Genomic DNA, 16,966 nt, shown 5'->3' on the forward strand with positions numbered 1-16,966 from the left:
ACTTGCATGGGGTGGCTCCATTCGTTTGCTGTCCATGACAACTGCAGTATGACGCATTACGGCGTTGGTGGGAGCAGGAGCCATCCACCCCATCAGCTGATAGCTGGAAACATTAGCTGTCTCTGAAAGATCATCCCGTGTCGGTTTGCCCCCTGCCGGACCAAACGGCGGATTGGTGAGGATCACATCCACCTTCTTTTTGCACATGGCTTCCCCATCAGGAGAAAGCGTATCACCCGCCAAAATATGACTAGTATCAAAGTCGTGCAGGTAAAGGTTCATCAGCAACAGGCGATAGGTATCACGCACGTTTTCCATGCCGTAGAAGGCTTGTTCTTTTTGAAACTTCGCGCCCTCTTCACCCAGATCATAATAGCCATCTGTGCGTGCCTTCATGAAACGGTCAGCAGCAATCAAAAACCCGCCAGTTCCTGTTGCCGGGTCCTGAATGCGCTCACCCGGTTGCGGCTGCATCAGCTCAACAATCACATCAATCAGCACACGCGGCGTAAAATACTGCCCTGCTCCCTTTTTGGTTTCCTCCGCGTTCTTTTGCAAAAGGCCTTCGTAAAGATCGCCAAACTGGTCGCGCTCAATGTCGTACCAGTCCAGCTTGTCAATCTCTGTTACCAGCTTATTCAGGTTGACCGGATCACGCAGGAAGGTGGCAGAGTTTTCAAAGATGTCCTGCACCATCTTCGGTATTTTCTTAGCTTTTTTGTAGGCTGCTTTTTCTTCATCTGCGGCTGTTTCGTGCGGCTTACGAAGCAACTCATCCTCTTTGCCTAAACGGGAGGAAGTGGTGCCAAGAGTGGTAAGCAGATCCCGGTAAAGCTCCAGCTGGGGCAGGCCATCCGTTTTGACCAGATCAACCCAACGCATGCCGGTTGGAACAGCACCTTCCTCCTTCTCTTTTTCCTGCATCATTTTGAGGAACAGGAGATAGGTCAGCTCTGTCACATATTGCTGGTAGGTGATGCCGTCTTTGCGCAAAACGGAGCACAAGCGCCAGAGCTTCTGGACGATACTATTGGTATTCATGGATTATGGCTTCCAGTTGGAGCTTATTTTGATTTGCTATGCAGATTGATTATGCAGCCGAAGAAGTCCAGATAGCCTCGTTGATTTCCTGCAGGACATCACCAAGTTTCCCGTCAAACTCTTTCGAGATACGTTTAAACCCGCCCTTATCCTGAAACACTCCCTGATTAAGCAAGGACGGGTCAGCCACAGGCTTATCCTTCAGCGCTCTTCCAATGCGCCGCAACCACTGAATTTGGTTAGATTTCCAATCTCGCGAGCCAATAATCTTCTCAATGGCGTTTTCCACCCGCATTGCATACGGCACCAATGGATCACCTAGCGCGGCTTGGCGCACATACCCGATGATATGGGCGGCAATATCAGCATTGCGAGCACGGCCATAAGCAGCCCTGAGCATAGCCTCAGAAAAATGCGCTTCATCCAATTGAGCAGCCAGCTCTGTCAGTTCCTTGCGGGTGAGATTACGCGGCTTTTGCGTGACAGCCACCATAGCTGGAATGGTGTTCATATTCTCACGCACATAGGTCTCAAAGCTCTCGATATAGCTTTCCGGGGTAGCGTTGTCACCAAACACTTCGCGAATATGAAGCAGCTGATCTTCATGATAAGAAATCGCCACGCCATTTTTCAGCGGATCTTTCTTCGCCGGAGCACGAACGAGATTTTCCAACGCGCGAGGATGTTTGTTCAGCCAGTCTTTCACTTCAGCGCCAGATTTGCACGATAGATCATTAATGACAGTATCAGCCTCACCGCCCATAGCGCTATTCAGCGCCTCCTGATGTGATTTGTCCATGCGTTTTGCAAGTGCTCGCATTTTCACCACGACCTGCCCTGCAACCCAGTTCTCTTCCTCCGCATTGGGCGCACGATCTAAATCCGCAATTAGCTCAGCCAATAGCATAGTGGGCTTTACAACAACCGGACGCATATCGCTCATTTGCTGCAGTTCAGCATAAAGATCCACCGCGTCAAAAATGCGGAAGTTTTCCTTGCCAATTTCAGGGCAAAGACGCGTAGCGCGGCCAATCATCTGATCATATAAAATGCGGCTCTTCACCCGGCGCACAAACACCAGATTGGCAAGAACAGGGATATCAACGCCAGTGGTGAGAAGATCGACTGTGACTACATATTTAGGCAGCGGATCATTGCGGAATTTCTTGATAAGCCCTTTAGCATCGCGCACAGAGCCGGTGATTTTCATCACCATATCATTGTAAAGGTCACCGTATTCCTCGCGCAATTCTTCTTTCAGCAACCGCACAATGTCATCAGCATGAGTATCCGTGGCAGCAAAAATCAGTGTCTTGCCCGGTGCATCAGGAGCAATTTCATTGGCGACAGTTTGGCAGACAATGCGGTTGAAATTCTCTGAGTAAACGCGTCGGTTGAACTTTGCGAGATCATATTCCAACTCAACTTCATCAGGCAGATCATGAAGTGTGACCTCGCCAGTGTGACGATCGACAATCTCGACCTCTTCTCCGCCATTGAACGTAATCCCCGCCTCAGCAAGAGCGGTAGTGATGCGTTTTGGTGGGAGATGATCAATCAAGAAGCCTTCAACCACAGCCTGACGATAACCATAGGAATAAGAAGGTTTCTCACAGTCAAATATCTGTAGTGTGTGCAACGCTGGTGTTGCAGTTAGACCGATTTTAATTGCATCAAAATAACTAAGCACATTGCGATAAGCCGATTCATAGGCAGACACGTCACGATAATCTTCCTCACCCTCTCGCAGATCTGCATCCAGCGTGTAGCCTCTGTGCGCTTCATCAATAACAATGCAGTCATACATCCCCGGAGTAAGGCGTTCAGTGGGGTCCTCTGTATTGTTAATGCGTGCCACAAGGGACTGCACCGTAGCGACGTGTATTTGCGTTGCATCATCGGGAAGTTTCTGATCAAGCCCAGCCACATTATAAATCTGAGAGAATTTGTAAAAGCCCTCAAACTCCGTTGTATTGAGGGCGTCAGTCGTCTGATCCCCCAAGGCGGTGCGATCAACCAGAAAAAGAATACGTTTGAAACGTTTAGTTTTCAGCAGGCGGTACATAAGCGCAATACAGGTTCGCGTTTTGCCCGTACCCGTTGCCATTGCAACCAGCACAGAACGTTTTCCAGCTGCGATTTCTTTCTCAACCGCATCAATAGCTTCTTCTTGGTAAGGGCGCAGGCTGGTCTGCCCAAAAGCCTCTTCAGCAAGCGCATTATTGGCGTGCTCGGTATCCTGCTTTAACTTATCGGCTAAATCTTTGGGTGAAAACCAACTAGGCAACACACTTGCATGATTAGTGTGCGAGCGAACATCTCTAAACCAGATACCAGATTTGGTTTTAAACTGCCGGACGAAAGGACGACCATTACTAGCAAATATGAAGGGCACCCGATAAGGTTCATCAAGCCCATGTTGCCAAGGCGCGTCTATAAGCAGCTGCTTGGCCTCTAGCTTGATCTTGTGTGCGTATTCATCAGCCTGTTGTAACACACTGGGAACATCAGCAGATTGCCGTTTTGCCTCAATGACCCCAACGCATTCAAGACCAACGAACAAAGCATAATCAACACGACCACCCTCAGTTGGCCACTCAGAGATTGCCTGATTCCGCCCTTTCTCAGGTTGAGCACCAGATGAGTAGCGAAGAGTAGAAGTATCGGCTTCCCAGCCAGCATCCTGCAGCTGACGATCAATCAACTTGCGTGTATCATTCTCATTTAGCTCAAGCTTCGCAGCTGCGTTCTGGCCAAGCATCTTAAGCTTTTGCAACTGCTGCTCAGTTTTCTCTTCAGCTTTTGCCTGAAGCTTTGCAACGGCCTTTTCAAGTTCAGCATTTTGCTTTTCAAGGTCACTAACAGAATTCACCGCTCGCTCAGCGTCCTGACGAACTTGATCAATCTCCGCTGCTCTTTCTTCGTCGCTCTTCGCCAATTTATTTAGGCGGTCTTCAAACACCTTCGAATGTTCTTTATAGTCGGCGATTTCTGCAGCAAGCTCGACAGATAATACCTTTGGTACTTTGGGTACGATGAACGGCGGTGGCTCATAATTTGCGTCTAGGCCATAGCAACGCTGATACCAGACCCCTAACACCATACAGAATTTAAGCGAAGTGAGCGCTTGGCTAGACGTTCCCTCAACGCCATGGGCGGCATCGTTCCCAGGCTTTCGAACGGCATGGAAAATATCAGCAACTTGCTTGGGCAAAATCCCGTCACGGCTCAACCGGTTAAGGAGCGCAAAAGCAGTTTCTTTGTCTTCTGCTCGATAGGCAGCAGCACGAGCTGCCACATCCTTCACCATAAACTCTGTATACTGTCGTGTTTTGATAAGGCAGGTATTCGCATCCAGCGCAAACACCTGCTCTGCAACCATGCCAAGGCGGCAAAGATCAGAGTTGAGGGTCTTTAGGTGAAGAAAATTTGACTGTGACATCATGAGCACCAAAAAACGGATATGAATCAATAATATAAATTAATATGCTCAATCTCGATCTACAACCTATTATTGCAAATTTGAGTAAAGTCTCATTCCCCTCCCTTCAATCCTGCCTCGATCCGCTCTCCCACGGTCTCCGATAGTACCCGGATAGGATGAGCATCATGGTTCACATAGCGGTTGGTGATGGTCACGTCGCGGTGGCGTAAGAGATGGCTGATGAGGAAAGCGTTGCTTCCTGATTGCGCAGCGAAGGTGCCAACCGTGTGGCGCAGATCATGAATGCGTACATCTGGAATATCTGCATGATGACGCACGCGCTGCCATGCATTTTCGACCAGTTCCTTGGTAATATGTCGTGTTGGATCATTGATGCGGGCAAGCACATAGGGCGAACCATCCAAGCGCGGTATATCGGAGAGAATGTCGAGCACATTCCCACTTACCGGATGAGGCTTGCGGCCATCCCCTTTCTTCGAATGTAAGGCAATAGCCCCTTCTTCAAAGTCCACATGCTTCCATTCAAGAGAAGCTATCTCCATCAGCTGCGCACCTGTGTAGAGCAGTAGCTTGAGGCAGTAGAGCGCCATCGGGTTCACTGGTGTCCGCCGCTTCTCGATATCGTTACGCAGATGCTTTGTGTGCTCCGGCTTGGCCTTGATGATCCACGGGAGCCCTTCCTTCTCTGCAAGCTCCAACGCCTTACCCAAGCGCTGTAACTCCTCACCGGATAGAAACCGGTCGCGCTCATTTTCCTTATAGCGTTTGATCAATCTCACAGGATTACTGTGCTCAGGCCTTAAGCCCCACACCTCAGCCAGATTGAACGCCTTGGAGATGATCGCCAGCACATGGTTTGCTTGTCGTGGGGTTCTGCGCATAGAACGATGCAGCTTGGAGATATCCTGCCGTGTAACAGAGGCTAGTTTCGCTTTGCCTAAAGGCTTACGCACACACCGTTCAAGAATACGCCGTATCTCAACAAGAGATTTTGGTTTGTTGTGCACCTCAACATGCTCACTCAGATACATGTCCAGCAAATCATCAACCGTCGGCGCGTTGCGAATGATCTTGCGACTAACGGTTGGGTCTTCCCCATTGCGCACCTTGGCCAAAACATCAACAGCCAGTCCCCTCGCCTGATCTGGTGTCAGCTCTCCGTATTTTCCGAGTGTCAGACGGCGAGAGCGCCCTTCTAGTGTGCGATATTGGACAATGAAGGTTTTGCGTCCGGTTGGCATCACCTGCAGCCCAAATCCCGAGAGCTTACCGTCCCAGACGAAGTACTTCTTCGCTGTTGGCTTGGCTGCATCAACCGTCCGCTTCGTAACATTGGGCATCAGACAAAACTCTCCCGCTGACGGTCCGTGACAAGAACCACCTCACATGCGAAAATAGACGTTAAAAGTATTCCCCGATTACTGCTGCTTCTGACGGCCTGACAGCTTGTGACGACCTTTTGGGCTTCTCTAATGGCCACGTACAAAACACGGCCTCATCCCCCTACAGATCGCTTGCGCTATGCCTACCGTTTCTTGTCAGCATATTGTAAGCAAATGTACGAGTTTCGCAGCGAAATGCAAGGTAGGCAGGAGCAAATAATTTTCTACAACTCATTGATTCATAGTACTGAATCGTAGTAGAGTGTAAGTGACGGTGAGTTGCAACTTGCAATCGTGCTGTAGATCAGTTCACCGCAATAAAGTAGGGGAAAGCCCAACATGTCATCCCATGCTCTTTAACCAGCTAGAAACGTCGAACAGCTCCTTGCCTGCTGCCAGTTCATCATAAAGACATCCCTTTTCCGCCTGAGAAAACCTGAACCTGAAGTCATCCGATGGCAGCGAATGCCAGTCTGAAAGTCTGACTATCTCAGCTTTAGTTGTTTTCGGTTGTACCGTGGCAGAGTACCAGCCCAGAACGATCTGAACCAAGTCAGGTAAAGAAAGGTACGGATGTTTCTTGAAGGCGCTTGTTATTAAAGGCTGTAGCAACCTTGAATCGCACCCCATTGCCTGCAAAAAAGTAGACAGCTTCTTGGCTTTTTCATTGCCGTTGAATGCGTCTTCACTTTCTCTTTCTTCTTGCCGCTCATCGATTAACTTCCGTAATTCAAGAAGGCGTTTGTCTATCGCAGGCATCTGCAGGTCAGAGTATTTGACAATTGCGTCAGGATCTCCCCTACGCAGTGCGTCTAACATCGGATGCACTGGCTTGAGTTCCTGTTCATAGATTGTACGCAGCAGCTTTACCGTAATCCGCTCCAAGCCCGTGGAAATCGCCCGCAACTGAGCAAGGACGAACAGCTTCACCACGATATCGATCACACCCTGCGACAGCTCAAACCAGCAATTGCGGATTTCTTCACTTAAGACCTCATCGCGTTGAGATAACCATTGGTATCGCCACAGTTTGTCAGTAAAGGCCTGCCATTCTGTCATTCTCTGCTTTCCTGTATTGGGATCTACTCTGACAGGGCCGCGCTGCATCGGCTCCCAAAACAGAGACCCAAAACCGGCACTGCGCCTGCCTGCCTGCAACTCCATTTCAAATATAGGTCTCGCCTTGGGAGTGCCGACCATAACCACTGGCACACCAACCTTGTTCACCAGCTCAACAAAGAACTCCAGCATAGCTTCCTTGCTGATAGACCTCTTAAGCGTTAGTCGCTGGATTTCATCAATGACCAACACGCCAACAGCCCTTTGCGTTGCAACTTGCCCCATCAGAGAAAGAAGCACTTCTGTACTGTGCCGCTTGCGGGCATACTTTTCCTCATAGGCGGTGCTCAGCGTGCGGTCCACCTCACGGAAAAAATTCAGGCACAAGCTCTTTAAAGAGCCATCAGACGGGCATTCGATCCGAAGGTAAGGCAGCTGAATAAAATTGTATTGCTTGTGGTAGATGACCTGCGGATAAGTTGCCAGAATCCGATTTATCGTCGAGCTTTTGCCGCTCCCTGAGCATCCGATCAGCGAGAAGCATTTCACCGTGGACTTTGATTGAGCAAACTGAAAGTCATCTGCCGCACCCGACATGATCCTCTGGTAGCCCTCCTACATCCTCCTGTTCAGAGAGCCATCGGTAATATTGCACCCTACATAACCACCCCGGATCATAATTGAAATTTTTTCTTCCAATTGCTTATGCATAGACAAAGGCTGAAAGAAATCGTCTAGAAGAGCGCTAATCTGATGAGCACGAATATGCCCCTTTTCGAAACAATCCTGCGGCCTGAAAGCAACCTTTCCAACTAACTTCTTCTTAAGCGTAGAAAGGTCCATGATTGGTGGCAGCGCTTCAATCAATGGATTGTCACGATAGCGTTCCAGGCCCGGATCAACATATACAGCCTCAACGAAGTTTTCCGGCAACGGCATCAGTCATCATCCTCAAACAATTCGTCAATGAAATCAGGATAATCTAGGTCCGCTTCAGGCTGGGCAAGGTGGACTATCTCACCTGACTTACGCTCACTTTCAGCCTCAGGACGATGTGCCTTCTTTGCGCGCTCCCCTGCTTTTTCGTGACGCTTGTTCTCATTGATGGCACGGATCCGCTGCACTTTGGGTTCCGCCGAAGTGTCGGGCGCAGACTTCTCAGCATGAGCAATCTTTTCAATCACGAACTCCTCATGCTGGCGTTTCTTGGTTTTTAACTGCACCTTGGCAGTCGCTGCTGTATTCTTCTGCTCATCCCGGGCTTGCCACACATCCCAGAACGAACACCCGCGGAACTCGCGAGAACGCTCGGAAAGGTTACAGATCCAATACTTGTTACTGCCCTTTTCCGGGAACAGGTAAATCCGGTCTGCGACCAAAGGATCGTAAGCAGCTTCAATGCTCGCTGGACGCTTTACATGAGCGCCGCGATGCGTCCATCCAAGCAGAAGGAACTCTGTTGATGAATAATAGACCCCAAACAAACGGGCCCCAAGCTCTGAAAGAGTTGCTCTTTTTCTCGGCAGTAAGGCTATACAAAGCGCATCTGGATCAGACTGATGCAGGCGCCCGGTCCTGTGCTGTAGTCCCCAGTTCCACAAATGGATCGGTGTGGCAGGAAGATCCGTCGGCATGTCAGCCTCCCTGTCGTACTTCTCAAGGACGGCGTATTGATTGTGGCAAAGCACGGACGACAGGATAATCTGAGAAAAATCCCTTACCGACAGCTTAGCATCCAGCCGATAGTCCTTGCCACCGCGTTTCTTAATTGTGCTACTGGATACATGGCCTGGTACAAAGGGACCAAAAGAACTCTGAATTGTTTTGAAGTTTCGTTCAACAATGCCTTTCGCATCACCTCTGTAGGGTGGCGTGTTCTCTATCCTGACAGAGAAATTGCTCTCAAGATTTTCGATCTGGTGCCCAAGCAGTTCGCCCCGGTCGGCTAAGACAGCATCGGGAACACCAACGCTTGGCCAGTCGTTGATGTCAACGTCGAACTCCATTTCCTTGCAGTAGCTTGTCTTTTCGGTTACCGCCATAAAGAGAACCTGCATCGCCGCAGCATAAGAGGGTGTCTCGAAGCCGATGTAAAAGCCGGCAACCATGCGGCTCAATACATCAACCACCATGTACACCACAGGCCGGCCAACGATATTGCCGCGCTCACTGTCGGATACCAGGTAAATGTCGGCTATGGTCGCATCGATCTCATAGCGGGAACCCGGTCCGAGCACCTGCGTATTCGCGGTGCTGCGTAAAGGTCTGACATCCTTGTTGTACTCAATTGCAGACACCCGTTTCTTCAGTGTATCAGCCTGCTGGTACTCGCGCTTGTAGAAATGCACCATCTGCCAGTTGGACGGCAGTTCTTCTGAGGGGGGATCTGAGCTCATCAGTCGATGCGATCTCGGGAAAAGCCGACTTGTCATCTATATCGATCCACACCAAGTGCTCGCCCATCAGCTGCAAAATGCGGTAGCGGCGTTAATCAAAACTCAGCACTTCATTGATTTGAAACAAGATACGCCTCCCGGATAAAACCCAGATCTCCTGCTTCCAGCTCTTTCGCCTTGAGCTTAGTGATTGGAACGAAGATATCGAAGGTGAAGTATCGCTTGGCTAAAAGCTGTCGTATCTCTTGAAGAGACTGGCCAGGTGGCAACTCATAGGCCATGTCCAGGTCCTTACAGATGGAGATTACTGTCTTGTTTGGGTTATTTTTAAAATGATGACCGTAGAATTCCATCTGCTCTAGCGTTAGCTCAATACGGCCTTCTTCCTCCCGCATTGCCGGGTGGACCCACTTTATATTCTTGGTAACGACAGCTGGCACTTCGCGTTCCGTGATAAGGTACCACGGCACACCCTTTGCCTGCCAGTATCGCCGCTCTAACTCTAGTTTTTCAATTGTGCGAGCGTCTTGCAGCGCGTCTTTATACTTCGCCTGTAAGGCAAATCTAGGTGTCTGCTCATCACTCGTGTCCACCAAGAAGTCAGAGGGCATATACTGGTCAACGCCAGCTAGATTAGGATGCTTAGTTCCGGCTTCGAGCGCCAGCTTGCACGTATCATCTCTTTCAAGGGGGAACTGCTCGCGGATTTGCGTAACTTCACTATGCCATTCAAGCAGCAGGAACACTGAAAGTTCGAGGTCAGACAGCAGGTGATGGGTTCTCTTCGACTTATGACCGAAGACGCTATGTACCCTTCCAAGAGACGGTAAATCCCGAACCGTTAGCCAGGGCTTGTATTCAGAATACTCACCACTGCCCCGTCTCTCTTTGATCATCTTTGCAAACTTGGCGTCAGAAAACGCTTTACTCTTACCTGCCATGAAAAAAACCGCCGGTCACTGTTCGCAAAGCAAGCATAATACCGGCGGTTTCAGTATGGAACTTTATTACTTACTGACAAAAACCAACAGTTTTTCTGAGCAACTATTCAACCGTAACGGATTTCGCCAGGTTACGTGGCTGGTCCACGTCTGTGCCCATGAAGACAGCGGTGTGGTAGGACAGCATTTGCAGTGGTAGAGCGTAGATGAGTGGTGCAACGATTTCAGGAAGTTCTGGCAGAATGATCATCTGGTCAGCAGCAACACCTGCAGCCTCGGCGCCTTTTTCATCTGTGAACAGAGCAATCTCGCCGCCACGAGCTGCCACTTCCTGCATGTTGGAAACAGTTTTTTCGTAAACACCATCGAATGGGGCGACAACCAGAACCGGCATGTTCTCGTCAATCAGCGCAATCGGGCCGTGCTTTAGCTCGCCTGCTGCATAGCCTTCTGCATGAATGTAGGAAAGCTCTTTCAGCTTCAAAGCCCCTTCCAGCGCCAGCGGAAAGCTCGTGCCACGGCCAAGGAACAGCGCATGATGCTTCTTGGACATCCACGGTGCCAGCTTTTCGATCTGTGGCTCCAGCTTCAAAGCCTGCATCGCGTGTGCAGGTAGCTCAGAAAGTGCACCAACCAACTCTTTTTCATGATCTTCACTCAAGTTTCCACGCTGACGACCAGCAAGAACAGCAAGACTGGCAAGAACAGCCAGTTGACAGGTGAAGGCTTTCGTAGACGCAACGCCAATTTCCGGCCCAGCAAAGATCGGGAACACCAGATCAGATTCACGTGCAATCGTGCTCTCAGGCACGTTCACCACAGCGCCGATGGTCATGCCCTGCTCTTTACAGTAGCGCAGCGATGCAAGGGTATCTGCCGTTTCACCGGACTGAGAAATAAACAGAGCCAGATCACCTTCGCCCAGAGGCATTTCGCGATAACGGAACTCCGAAGCGATATCGATGTCTACTGGAAGGCGAGCATATTTCTCAAACCAATACTTTGCAGTCAGACCCGCGTAATACGCAGTACCGCATGCGGAAATCACAAGCCGATTGATCTTGGAGAAATCAAAATCATTCCCCTCAGGCAGAGTGACTTTACCCTCATTGAACTTCAGGTACTGCGAAATTGCATGACCTAAGACTTCTGGTTGCTCATGAATTTCTTTTGCCATGAAGTGACGGTAGTTGCCCTTGTCCATCATGGTAGAACTCACACTGGATGTGTGAACAGCCCGCTCGGCAGCAACATTGTTTTCATCAAAGATCTGTGCGCCAGCGCGTGTCACAACAACCCAGTCACCCTCTTCAAGGTAACTGATGCGGTCAGTAAACGGAGACAGCGCAATTGCGTCAGAGCCGAGGAACATTTCGCCCTCACCATACCCAACAGCAAGCGGCGAGCCGCGGCGTGCGCCAATCATCAGATCATCCTGATCAGCAAACAAAATTGCGAGCGAAAAGGCACCTTTCAGGCGGCGAAGAACGGCAGCAACAGCATCCTGCGGAGACTTACCGCTTTTCACTTCCAGTGATATGAGATGCGCAACAACTTCAGAATCCGTTTCAGTGGAAAGCTTCACTCCCGCACTGCGCACCTCTTCACGCAACTCGAGGAAATTCTCGATAATACCGTTGTGAACCACCATCACACCGTCAGAAGCGTGTGGATGTGCATTCTCAACAGTCGGAGCACCATGCGTCGCCCAACGAGTGTGGCCAATGCCACTCACGCCGCCAAGAGGGTTGCCTTCCAGCACAGCTTCCAGATTGCGCAGTTTCCCTTTCGCACGACGGCGAACCAACTCACCATTTTGGACAGTTGCAATACCAGCAGAGTCATATCCGCGATACTCAAGCCGTTTCAGCGCATCTACCAGCAATGGTGCAACAGGTGTCTGCCCCAAAATTCCGACAATACCGCACATATATGTTCTCCTTGAATTCCCACCTCGCAACTGGTGCGAGCATCAACTTTAGGCCAAGTCTTTAGCCTGATGCTTCTATGCGAGGGAAATCAATCCGTGTTTCGTTTCGTTACAGCTTGAGGATAATTGAGTAAGCACACCGCCAACCTCAGCAATGTGCATCAATATTACTCAGCCCTTTCTTGAAGCTTTAGCCGCGGCAAGCTTTTCACGCATTACAGCAGCACGCCCTTCTTTGTTGACCTGCTGGCCTCGGCCAATCGCCAATGCGTCCGCTGGCACATCAGAGGTCACCACAGATCCGGCAGCAACAAAAGCGCCATCACCCAGCTTAACCGGGGCAACAAGCACGCTGTCTGAGCCAACAAAACTGCCTGCGCCGATATCTGTGTGATGTTTCAGATAGCCATCATAATTACAGGTGATTGTACCCGCTCCAATGTTGGACTTCGCACCGATGCGCGCATCACCAATGTAAGAGAGATGATTGACCTTTGCACCAGCCTCAACCTTTGCATTCTTGATCTCAACAAAATTGCCAATATGAGCCCCCTCGCCAATCTCAGCACCTGGACGCAGCCGGGCATAAGGACCAACGGTCGCATCATTACTCACATGCGCATTCTCCAGATGAGAAAACGCACGGATACGAGCTCCACCATCAACATGTACACCCGGGCCAAACACCACATTCGGCTCCACAATGACATCCGGTTCAATCTCGGTATCAAATGAGAAATAGACGGTCTCTGGTGCGCGCAATGTCACACCGTTTTCCATGAAAGTTTCGCGTTGGACTTGCTGGAACACAGCTTCACAGGAGGCAAGTTGAGCCCGGTTATTGATGCCCTGAACTTCTTTTTCATCACCAAGTTCAGAAACAACCTTCATCCCTTTGTTGCGCGCAACCTCAACGGCATCCGTCAGGTAATATTCACCCTTGGCGTTGTCGTTTTTGATTTCAGCAATCAAATCAGGCAGAGCCTTGCCCTTGAACGCCATGATACCCGCATTACAAAGAGTGACTCTGCGTTCCTCATCTGTTGCTTCTTTTTCCTCTCGGATCGCAACAAGTTCGCCATCACTTTCAAGTAAGCGACCATAACCGTATGGGTTCTCAGCTTCAAAGCCGAGCACAACAACATCCGCCCCGCCAGACAAGCGCTCGCGCAAACGGTGCAGCGTGTCAGCCTTCACAAGCGGAGTATCTCCGAAAAGAACAAGAACATGATCAGAGGCGTCGTTATAAGCCTCCTTGGCAGCTTTCACAGCATGCGCAGTGCCCAGTCGGTCAACCTGAACATGACAGGTCGCGTGTGGAGCGCGCAGGGCGACATGCTCTTCCAGCTTCGCCATCTCTGGGCCAACCACAACAGCGACTTTATCAGCACCAGCATGCATAACAGAATTCAGGACATGTCCGACAAGTGGCAATCCGCCAATTTCGTGCATCACCTTTGGCAAGGCCGAACGCATACGCGTTCCTAATCCAGCAGCCAGAACAATTGCCAAACAAGAACTATTGGACATGCAAACCCCGTGGGAACCTAGAATTACAAACTGACAGGCAAATTGCACGAATGCTTTGGCATTTCAAAGAACATCCCAGAGCTTTCACCAGGAAAATCAACACACTCATCAGAAGTAGCTGATATTGTTTAATGCACATCCCTCAGATTACGCTTACATTTTGTTAACCATAAAAATATATGTAGTTAGGATTAGATTCGAGTACGAGGCGACTGGAAGCTTTGAGACTTCCTCATAAAATCAACGAGTTACGACAGGAACCGAAAGTACTGCGAGAACGCATTACCGTTCTTGCATGGGGTATTGCTGCGCTCTCGTTTGTCGCCCTCGCCGCATCCGCAGTGCAGATGCCTGGCAAATTCGCCTCCCAACAGGCACTTTATTCGCAGATCACACTCCCTCTCCCCGCTCCCGGCCCGGTTACCACAACCGCCTCTATTGGCAGTCAAACAGCGCAAAACGCGTTCCAAGTGTATGAAAATACCCGCGGAAACGAATCACAACAGAACCTGCAAAACTCAAAAGAATTGCATGCTGTGAGGGAAGAAATCATATCTTTACGTCGTTCTGTACTGCGTCTCACAGAGCAAAACCGCAGACTATCAAGTCATGTTAAAGCGCTTGATGAAGCAGCAGCGCACAAAACATCAGAAGCTGAAATACCCGCGGCATCAGCCAAAACCTCGGTAAAGCCGAAGCAAAAACCGGCGACACCAATAGAAACCCTGCCAGCATCTGAACTCTTGCAAGCTTCAGCGCCAATCACCACAGCAAGTCCCCTGCCAGAAATCAAGCTTTCCGAAGTTGGTACACGTGCGGCCATCGCCTTACCAAAAGCCTCCAATCCAGAGACAGTCGCCTCCATTCCTGAGAAGGCATCCGCTCTCGATCTGCCTGAGTTTCAAAAAACACCGGCAGCAGGCAAGCTCCGCCAATCAGGGACTCGAAGAATTCTGCGCACGTCCTTTGCCATTGAACTGGGCAATTTCGAAGATGCAAACTCACTGGAAAGCAAGTGGCAAAGGCTGAGGGAAGACAATCCTCTCCTGCTCGGAAAACTGAAGAAACGCGTTTCCGCTGCAAAAGTAGATGGCGCTACAAAATACACGCTGACAGCGGGCCCGTTTTACAACGCTGCAGACACCGCTGTTGTGTGCGCAAGACTGGCGCGAGAAAAAGTCAATTGCTTGCCAACCATTTTCCAATAAGTTGCTCTCATCTTTTAGCACCTAAGCATTGAGGCGCTTGTCAGCAATGACGTGAGCGTATCTCCATGCCTTGCAGGTCTTTTCGGAATACCACGCGTGTCTCATTCATCTTCGAGCTCAAATTGGGCCTCAACATACGCCCTGTTGTTTCTCATGCCCATTTTCATGAGCTCCAACATAATAATTGCCAAACCAGCCATTGCCCATACAGAGCCGTGGACCCTTGCTTTTTTTAGATGGGGCCTTGCCTCACTTATTCTTCTGCCGTTCACATACCGTGAGCTCAAAACCAACATGCCGTTGATCCGCAAAAACCTGAAGCTCCTCAGCTTCATGGCATTCCTTGCAATGTGGATCTGCGGAGCTATTGTCTATCTGGCTCTAAAAGAAACATCAGCGACCAACGGAACATTGATTTATTCAGCTGCCCCTGCCCTTATCCTGGCGCTTGAATGGCTCTTCAGAGGGCGAGCAGTAGCCATAAGGGAGTTTGCCGGGATCTCACTCGCCATCATCGGTGTCTTTGTGATTGTAACCAAAGGCTCACTCGGCAACCTGCTCAACTTGCAACTTAACAGCGGCGACTTGTTGTTTGCCCTGTGTACGCTGAGTTGGGCAATTTACTCCGTACTCATCAAGAAAAGCCAGTTACAAGCAATCTCTACAGCTCCTTTGTTTGCAATCCTCGCCATTCTTGGAACCATAATTCTGGCACCATTTGCAGTCGCTGAAATGGCGATCACAGCCTCGATACCGGATACAGGTGAAGTCTGGATGTCTATCGCAGGCGTCGCACTAATCGCTTCAGTGGCCTCTTTCCTGACTTACCAGTTCAGCATCCGACTGGTTGGGCCATCGATCGCTGGCATGTTCATGTACCTGATGACACCATATGGTGTCGGCATGGCAGTCCTGTTTTTGGGAGAGCAACTCCAGGCGTTCCATTATCTGGGCTTCATCCCAATCATGGCAGGGCTTTTGCTGGCAACCTTGCCAGCAAGCTTATTCCGGCGAAAAGCCAGCGCTTAGAAACTAAAGCAATACACCAAGCACAAAAAAGCAGGCCCTAGAGCCTGCTTTTTTCATCTCAAAATCTGGAGCGTCCATTAGCCGATCTGCGAAAAGACCGGGAAGGTTTCGAGCAACCAGAAGGAAAATGCCTGAATGTAACCGGTCAGGAAACCAACACCGGTGAGCACGAGAAACGCACCCATCACCTTTTCAACCATCCCCATGTGCTTACGAAAGCGCGCCATGAAGCCCATAAACGGCCCTGCAAACATCGCAGCAATCATGAATGGCACACCAATACCCAGCGCATAGGCAGCGAGCAGAATAACACCCTGATTAACGGAGGCCTGCGTACCCGCAATCAAGAGAATACTTGCCAGAACTGGGCCGATACACGGTGTCCAGCCAAAACCAAAAGCAAGCCCCATCAGATAAGCACCGCCAAAACCACCCGGCTGACGATCAATCTGCACACGCGCTTCGCGGTAAAGGAACCCAATTTTAAAGGCGCCAAGAAAATGCAGGCCCATAATAATGATCATGCCGCCAGCCAAATAGGCAAGATACTGCGAATACTGCAGAACAAACTGACCAAGGAATGAAGCACTTGCACCAAGCAACACAAACACGGTTGAGAAACCGGCAACGAAACACATTGCGGCAACCATAACCCGATTACTTTGTGCAGCGCTCTTATCTTCGCTCGTCACCTCTTCGATGGACAAACCAGCAATATACCCAAGATAAGGCGGCACCAGCGGCAATACGCAGGGAGAAACAAAAGACAAAATGCCTGCGAAAAAAGCGCCCCAAAGGGTGATGTCTTGCAACATATAGCTATCCTAATTCCACTTGGAATGCATCCACATGACCTGACGTTTGCACGCACGGAAGCGTGACGACATCATAGTCCATCAATAGATCACCAAGGCTTATATATACAATTTTGCTGAAAGTTGGATGTGTTTCGTCAAACAGGCAAGAAAATCTGCGACACATTTTGGTGAACGGTAGGTAAGAACA

At 49.9% G+C, this 16,966-nt stretch carries 12 protein-coding genes; 2 read left to right on the plus strand and 10 right to left on the minus strand.

Going from position 1 to position 16,966, the window contains the following annotated elements:
• The 9 genes from PPL9_RS08835 to glmU all read right to left on the minus strand — a co-directional run.
• On the minus strand, nucleotides 1–1,041 hold a 1,041-nt coding region (locus tag PPL9_RS08835; RefSeq protein ID WP_208989256.1), incomplete at its 3' end, for a class I SAM-dependent DNA methyltransferase.
• Nucleotides 1,042–1,090: 49 nt separating this feature from the next.
• Nucleotides 1,091–4,483 carry a type I restriction-modification system endonuclease gene (gene hsdR / locus PPL9_RS08840; RefSeq protein ID WP_208989257.1) on the minus strand — a complete coding sequence of 1,131 codons (3,393 nt, stop codon included), beginning with the start codon at nucleotides 4,481–4,483 and terminating at the stop codon, nucleotides 1,091–1,093.
• 92 nt (nucleotides 4,484–4,575) lie between these two features.
• On the minus strand, nucleotides 4,576–5,826 hold the full coding sequence (locus PPL9_RS08845; protein ID WP_057462362.1) for a site-specific integrase: 1,251 nt from the start codon (nucleotides 5,824–5,826) through the stop codon (nucleotides 4,576–4,578).
• A 384-nt stretch (nucleotides 5,827–6,210) separates the two neighbouring features.
• A complete protein-coding gene (locus PPL9_RS08850) occupies nucleotides 6,211–7,524 on the minus strand; it encodes an AAA family ATPase (protein ID WP_200962194.1) in 1,314 nt (437 codons plus the stop codon).
• 18 nt (nucleotides 7,525–7,542) lie between these two features.
• Nucleotides 7,543–7,866, minus strand: coding sequence for a hypothetical protein (locus tag PPL9_RS32795; protein ID WP_200962196.1), 324 nt, complete (start codon nucleotides 7,864–7,866; stop codon nucleotides 7,543–7,545).
• Entirely contained in the window at nucleotides 7,866–9,323 is a 1,458-nt protein-coding gene (locus tag PPL9_RS08855) for a DDE-type integrase/transposase/recombinase (protein WP_161831252.1), read from the minus strand. Before PPL9_RS08855 ends, PPL9_RS32795 begins: the two co-directional genes overlap by 1 nt.
• 110 nt (nucleotides 9,324–9,433) lie before the next feature.
• The gene (locus PPL9_RS08860; RefSeq protein WP_057462364.1) at nucleotides 9,434–10,264 is read right to left on the minus strand and encodes a heteromeric transposase endonuclease subunit TnsA; all 831 of its coding nucleotides are present in this window, start codon (nucleotides 10,262–10,264) and stop codon (nucleotides 9,434–9,436) included.
• A 103-nt stretch (nucleotides 10,265–10,367) separates the two neighbouring features.
• Nucleotides 10,368–12,194, minus strand: a complete 1,827-nt coding sequence (glmS, locus tag PPL9_RS08865; protein WP_057462365.1) for a glutamine--fructose-6-phosphate transaminase (isomerizing) — start codon at nucleotides 12,192–12,194, stop codon at nucleotides 10,368–10,370.
• Between the two features lie 171 nt (nucleotides 12,195–12,365).
• The gene (glmU, locus tag PPL9_RS08870) at nucleotides 12,366–13,724 is read right to left on the minus strand and encodes a bifunctional UDP-N-acetylglucosamine diphosphorylase/glucosamine-1-phosphate N-acetyltransferase GlmU (protein ID WP_057462366.1); all 1,359 of its coding nucleotides are present in this window, start codon (nucleotides 13,722–13,724) and stop codon (nucleotides 12,366–12,368) included.
• A gap of 221 nt (nucleotides 13,725–13,945) precedes the next feature.
• Here glmU and PPL9_RS08875 point away from each other — a divergent pair, with 221 nt between their 5' ends.
• Both PPL9_RS08875 and PPL9_RS08880 read left to right on the plus strand, forming a co-directional pair.
• Nucleotides 13,946–14,932: an SPOR domain-containing protein gene (locus tag PPL9_RS08875; RefSeq protein WP_208989258.1), complete on the plus strand. Its 987-nt coding sequence runs from the start codon at nucleotides 13,946–13,948 to the stop codon at nucleotides 14,930–14,932.
• Between the two features lie 96 nt (nucleotides 14,933–15,028).
• Nucleotides 15,029–15,961, plus strand: a complete 933-nt coding sequence (locus PPL9_RS08880; RefSeq protein ID WP_280139046.1) for a DMT family transporter — start codon at nucleotides 15,029–15,031, stop codon at nucleotides 15,959–15,961.
• Between the two features lie 77 nt (nucleotides 15,962–16,038).
• On the opposite strand, the gene PPL9_RS08885 is transcribed toward PPL9_RS08880, so the two are convergent.
• A complete protein-coding gene (locus PPL9_RS08885; protein ID WP_057462368.1) occupies nucleotides 16,039–16,776 on the minus strand; it encodes a cytochrome c biogenesis CcdA family protein in 738 nt (245 codons plus the stop codon).
• Between the last annotated feature and the right edge of the window lie 190 nt (nucleotides 16,777–16,966).

The sequence above is a fragment of the Pseudovibrio sp. POLY-S9 genome (assembly GCF_001431305.1).
Classification (GTDB): domain Bacteria; phylum Pseudomonadota; class Alphaproteobacteria; order Rhizobiales; family Stappiaceae; genus Pseudovibrio.

What these genes read in the sequence shown, in the direction of transcription:
- PPL9_RS08845 (WP_057462362.1), bottom strand. Translation starts at nt 5,826, where the DNA reads ATGCCCAATGTTACGAAGCGGACGGTTGATGCAGCCAAGCCAACAGCG.
- glmU (WP_057462366.1), bottom strand. Translation starts at nt 13,724, where the DNA reads ATGTCCAATAGTTCTTGTTTGGCAATTGTTCTGGCTGCTGGATTAGGA.
- PPL9_RS32795 (WP_200962196.1), bottom strand. Translation starts at nt 7,866, where the DNA reads ATGCCGTTGCCGGAAAACTTCGTTGAGGCTGTATATGTTGATCCGGGC.
- glmS (WP_057462365.1), bottom strand. Translation starts at nt 12,194, where the DNA reads ATGTGCGGTATTGTCGGAATTTTGGGGCAGACACCTGTTGCACCATTG.
- PPL9_RS08855 (WP_161831252.1), bottom strand. Translation starts at nt 9,323, where the DNA reads ATGAGCTCAGATCCCCCCTCAGAAGAACTGCCGTCCAACTGGCAGATG.
- PPL9_RS08860 (WP_057462364.1), bottom strand. Translation starts at nt 10,264, where the DNA reads ATGGCAGGTAAGAGTAAAGCGTTTTCTGACGCCAAGTTTGCAAAGATG.
- PPL9_RS08850 (WP_200962194.1), bottom strand. Translation starts at nt 7,524, where the DNA reads ATGTCGGGTGCGGCAGATGACTTTCAGTTTGCTCAATCAAAGTCCACG.
- PPL9_RS08885 (WP_057462368.1), bottom strand. Translation starts at nt 16,776, where the DNA reads ATGTTGCAAGACATCACCCTTTGGGGCGCTTTTTTCGCAGGCATTTTG.
- hsdR (WP_208989257.1), bottom strand. Translation starts at nt 4,483, where the DNA reads ATGTCACAGTCAAATTTTCTTCACCTAAAGACCCTCAACTCTGATCTT.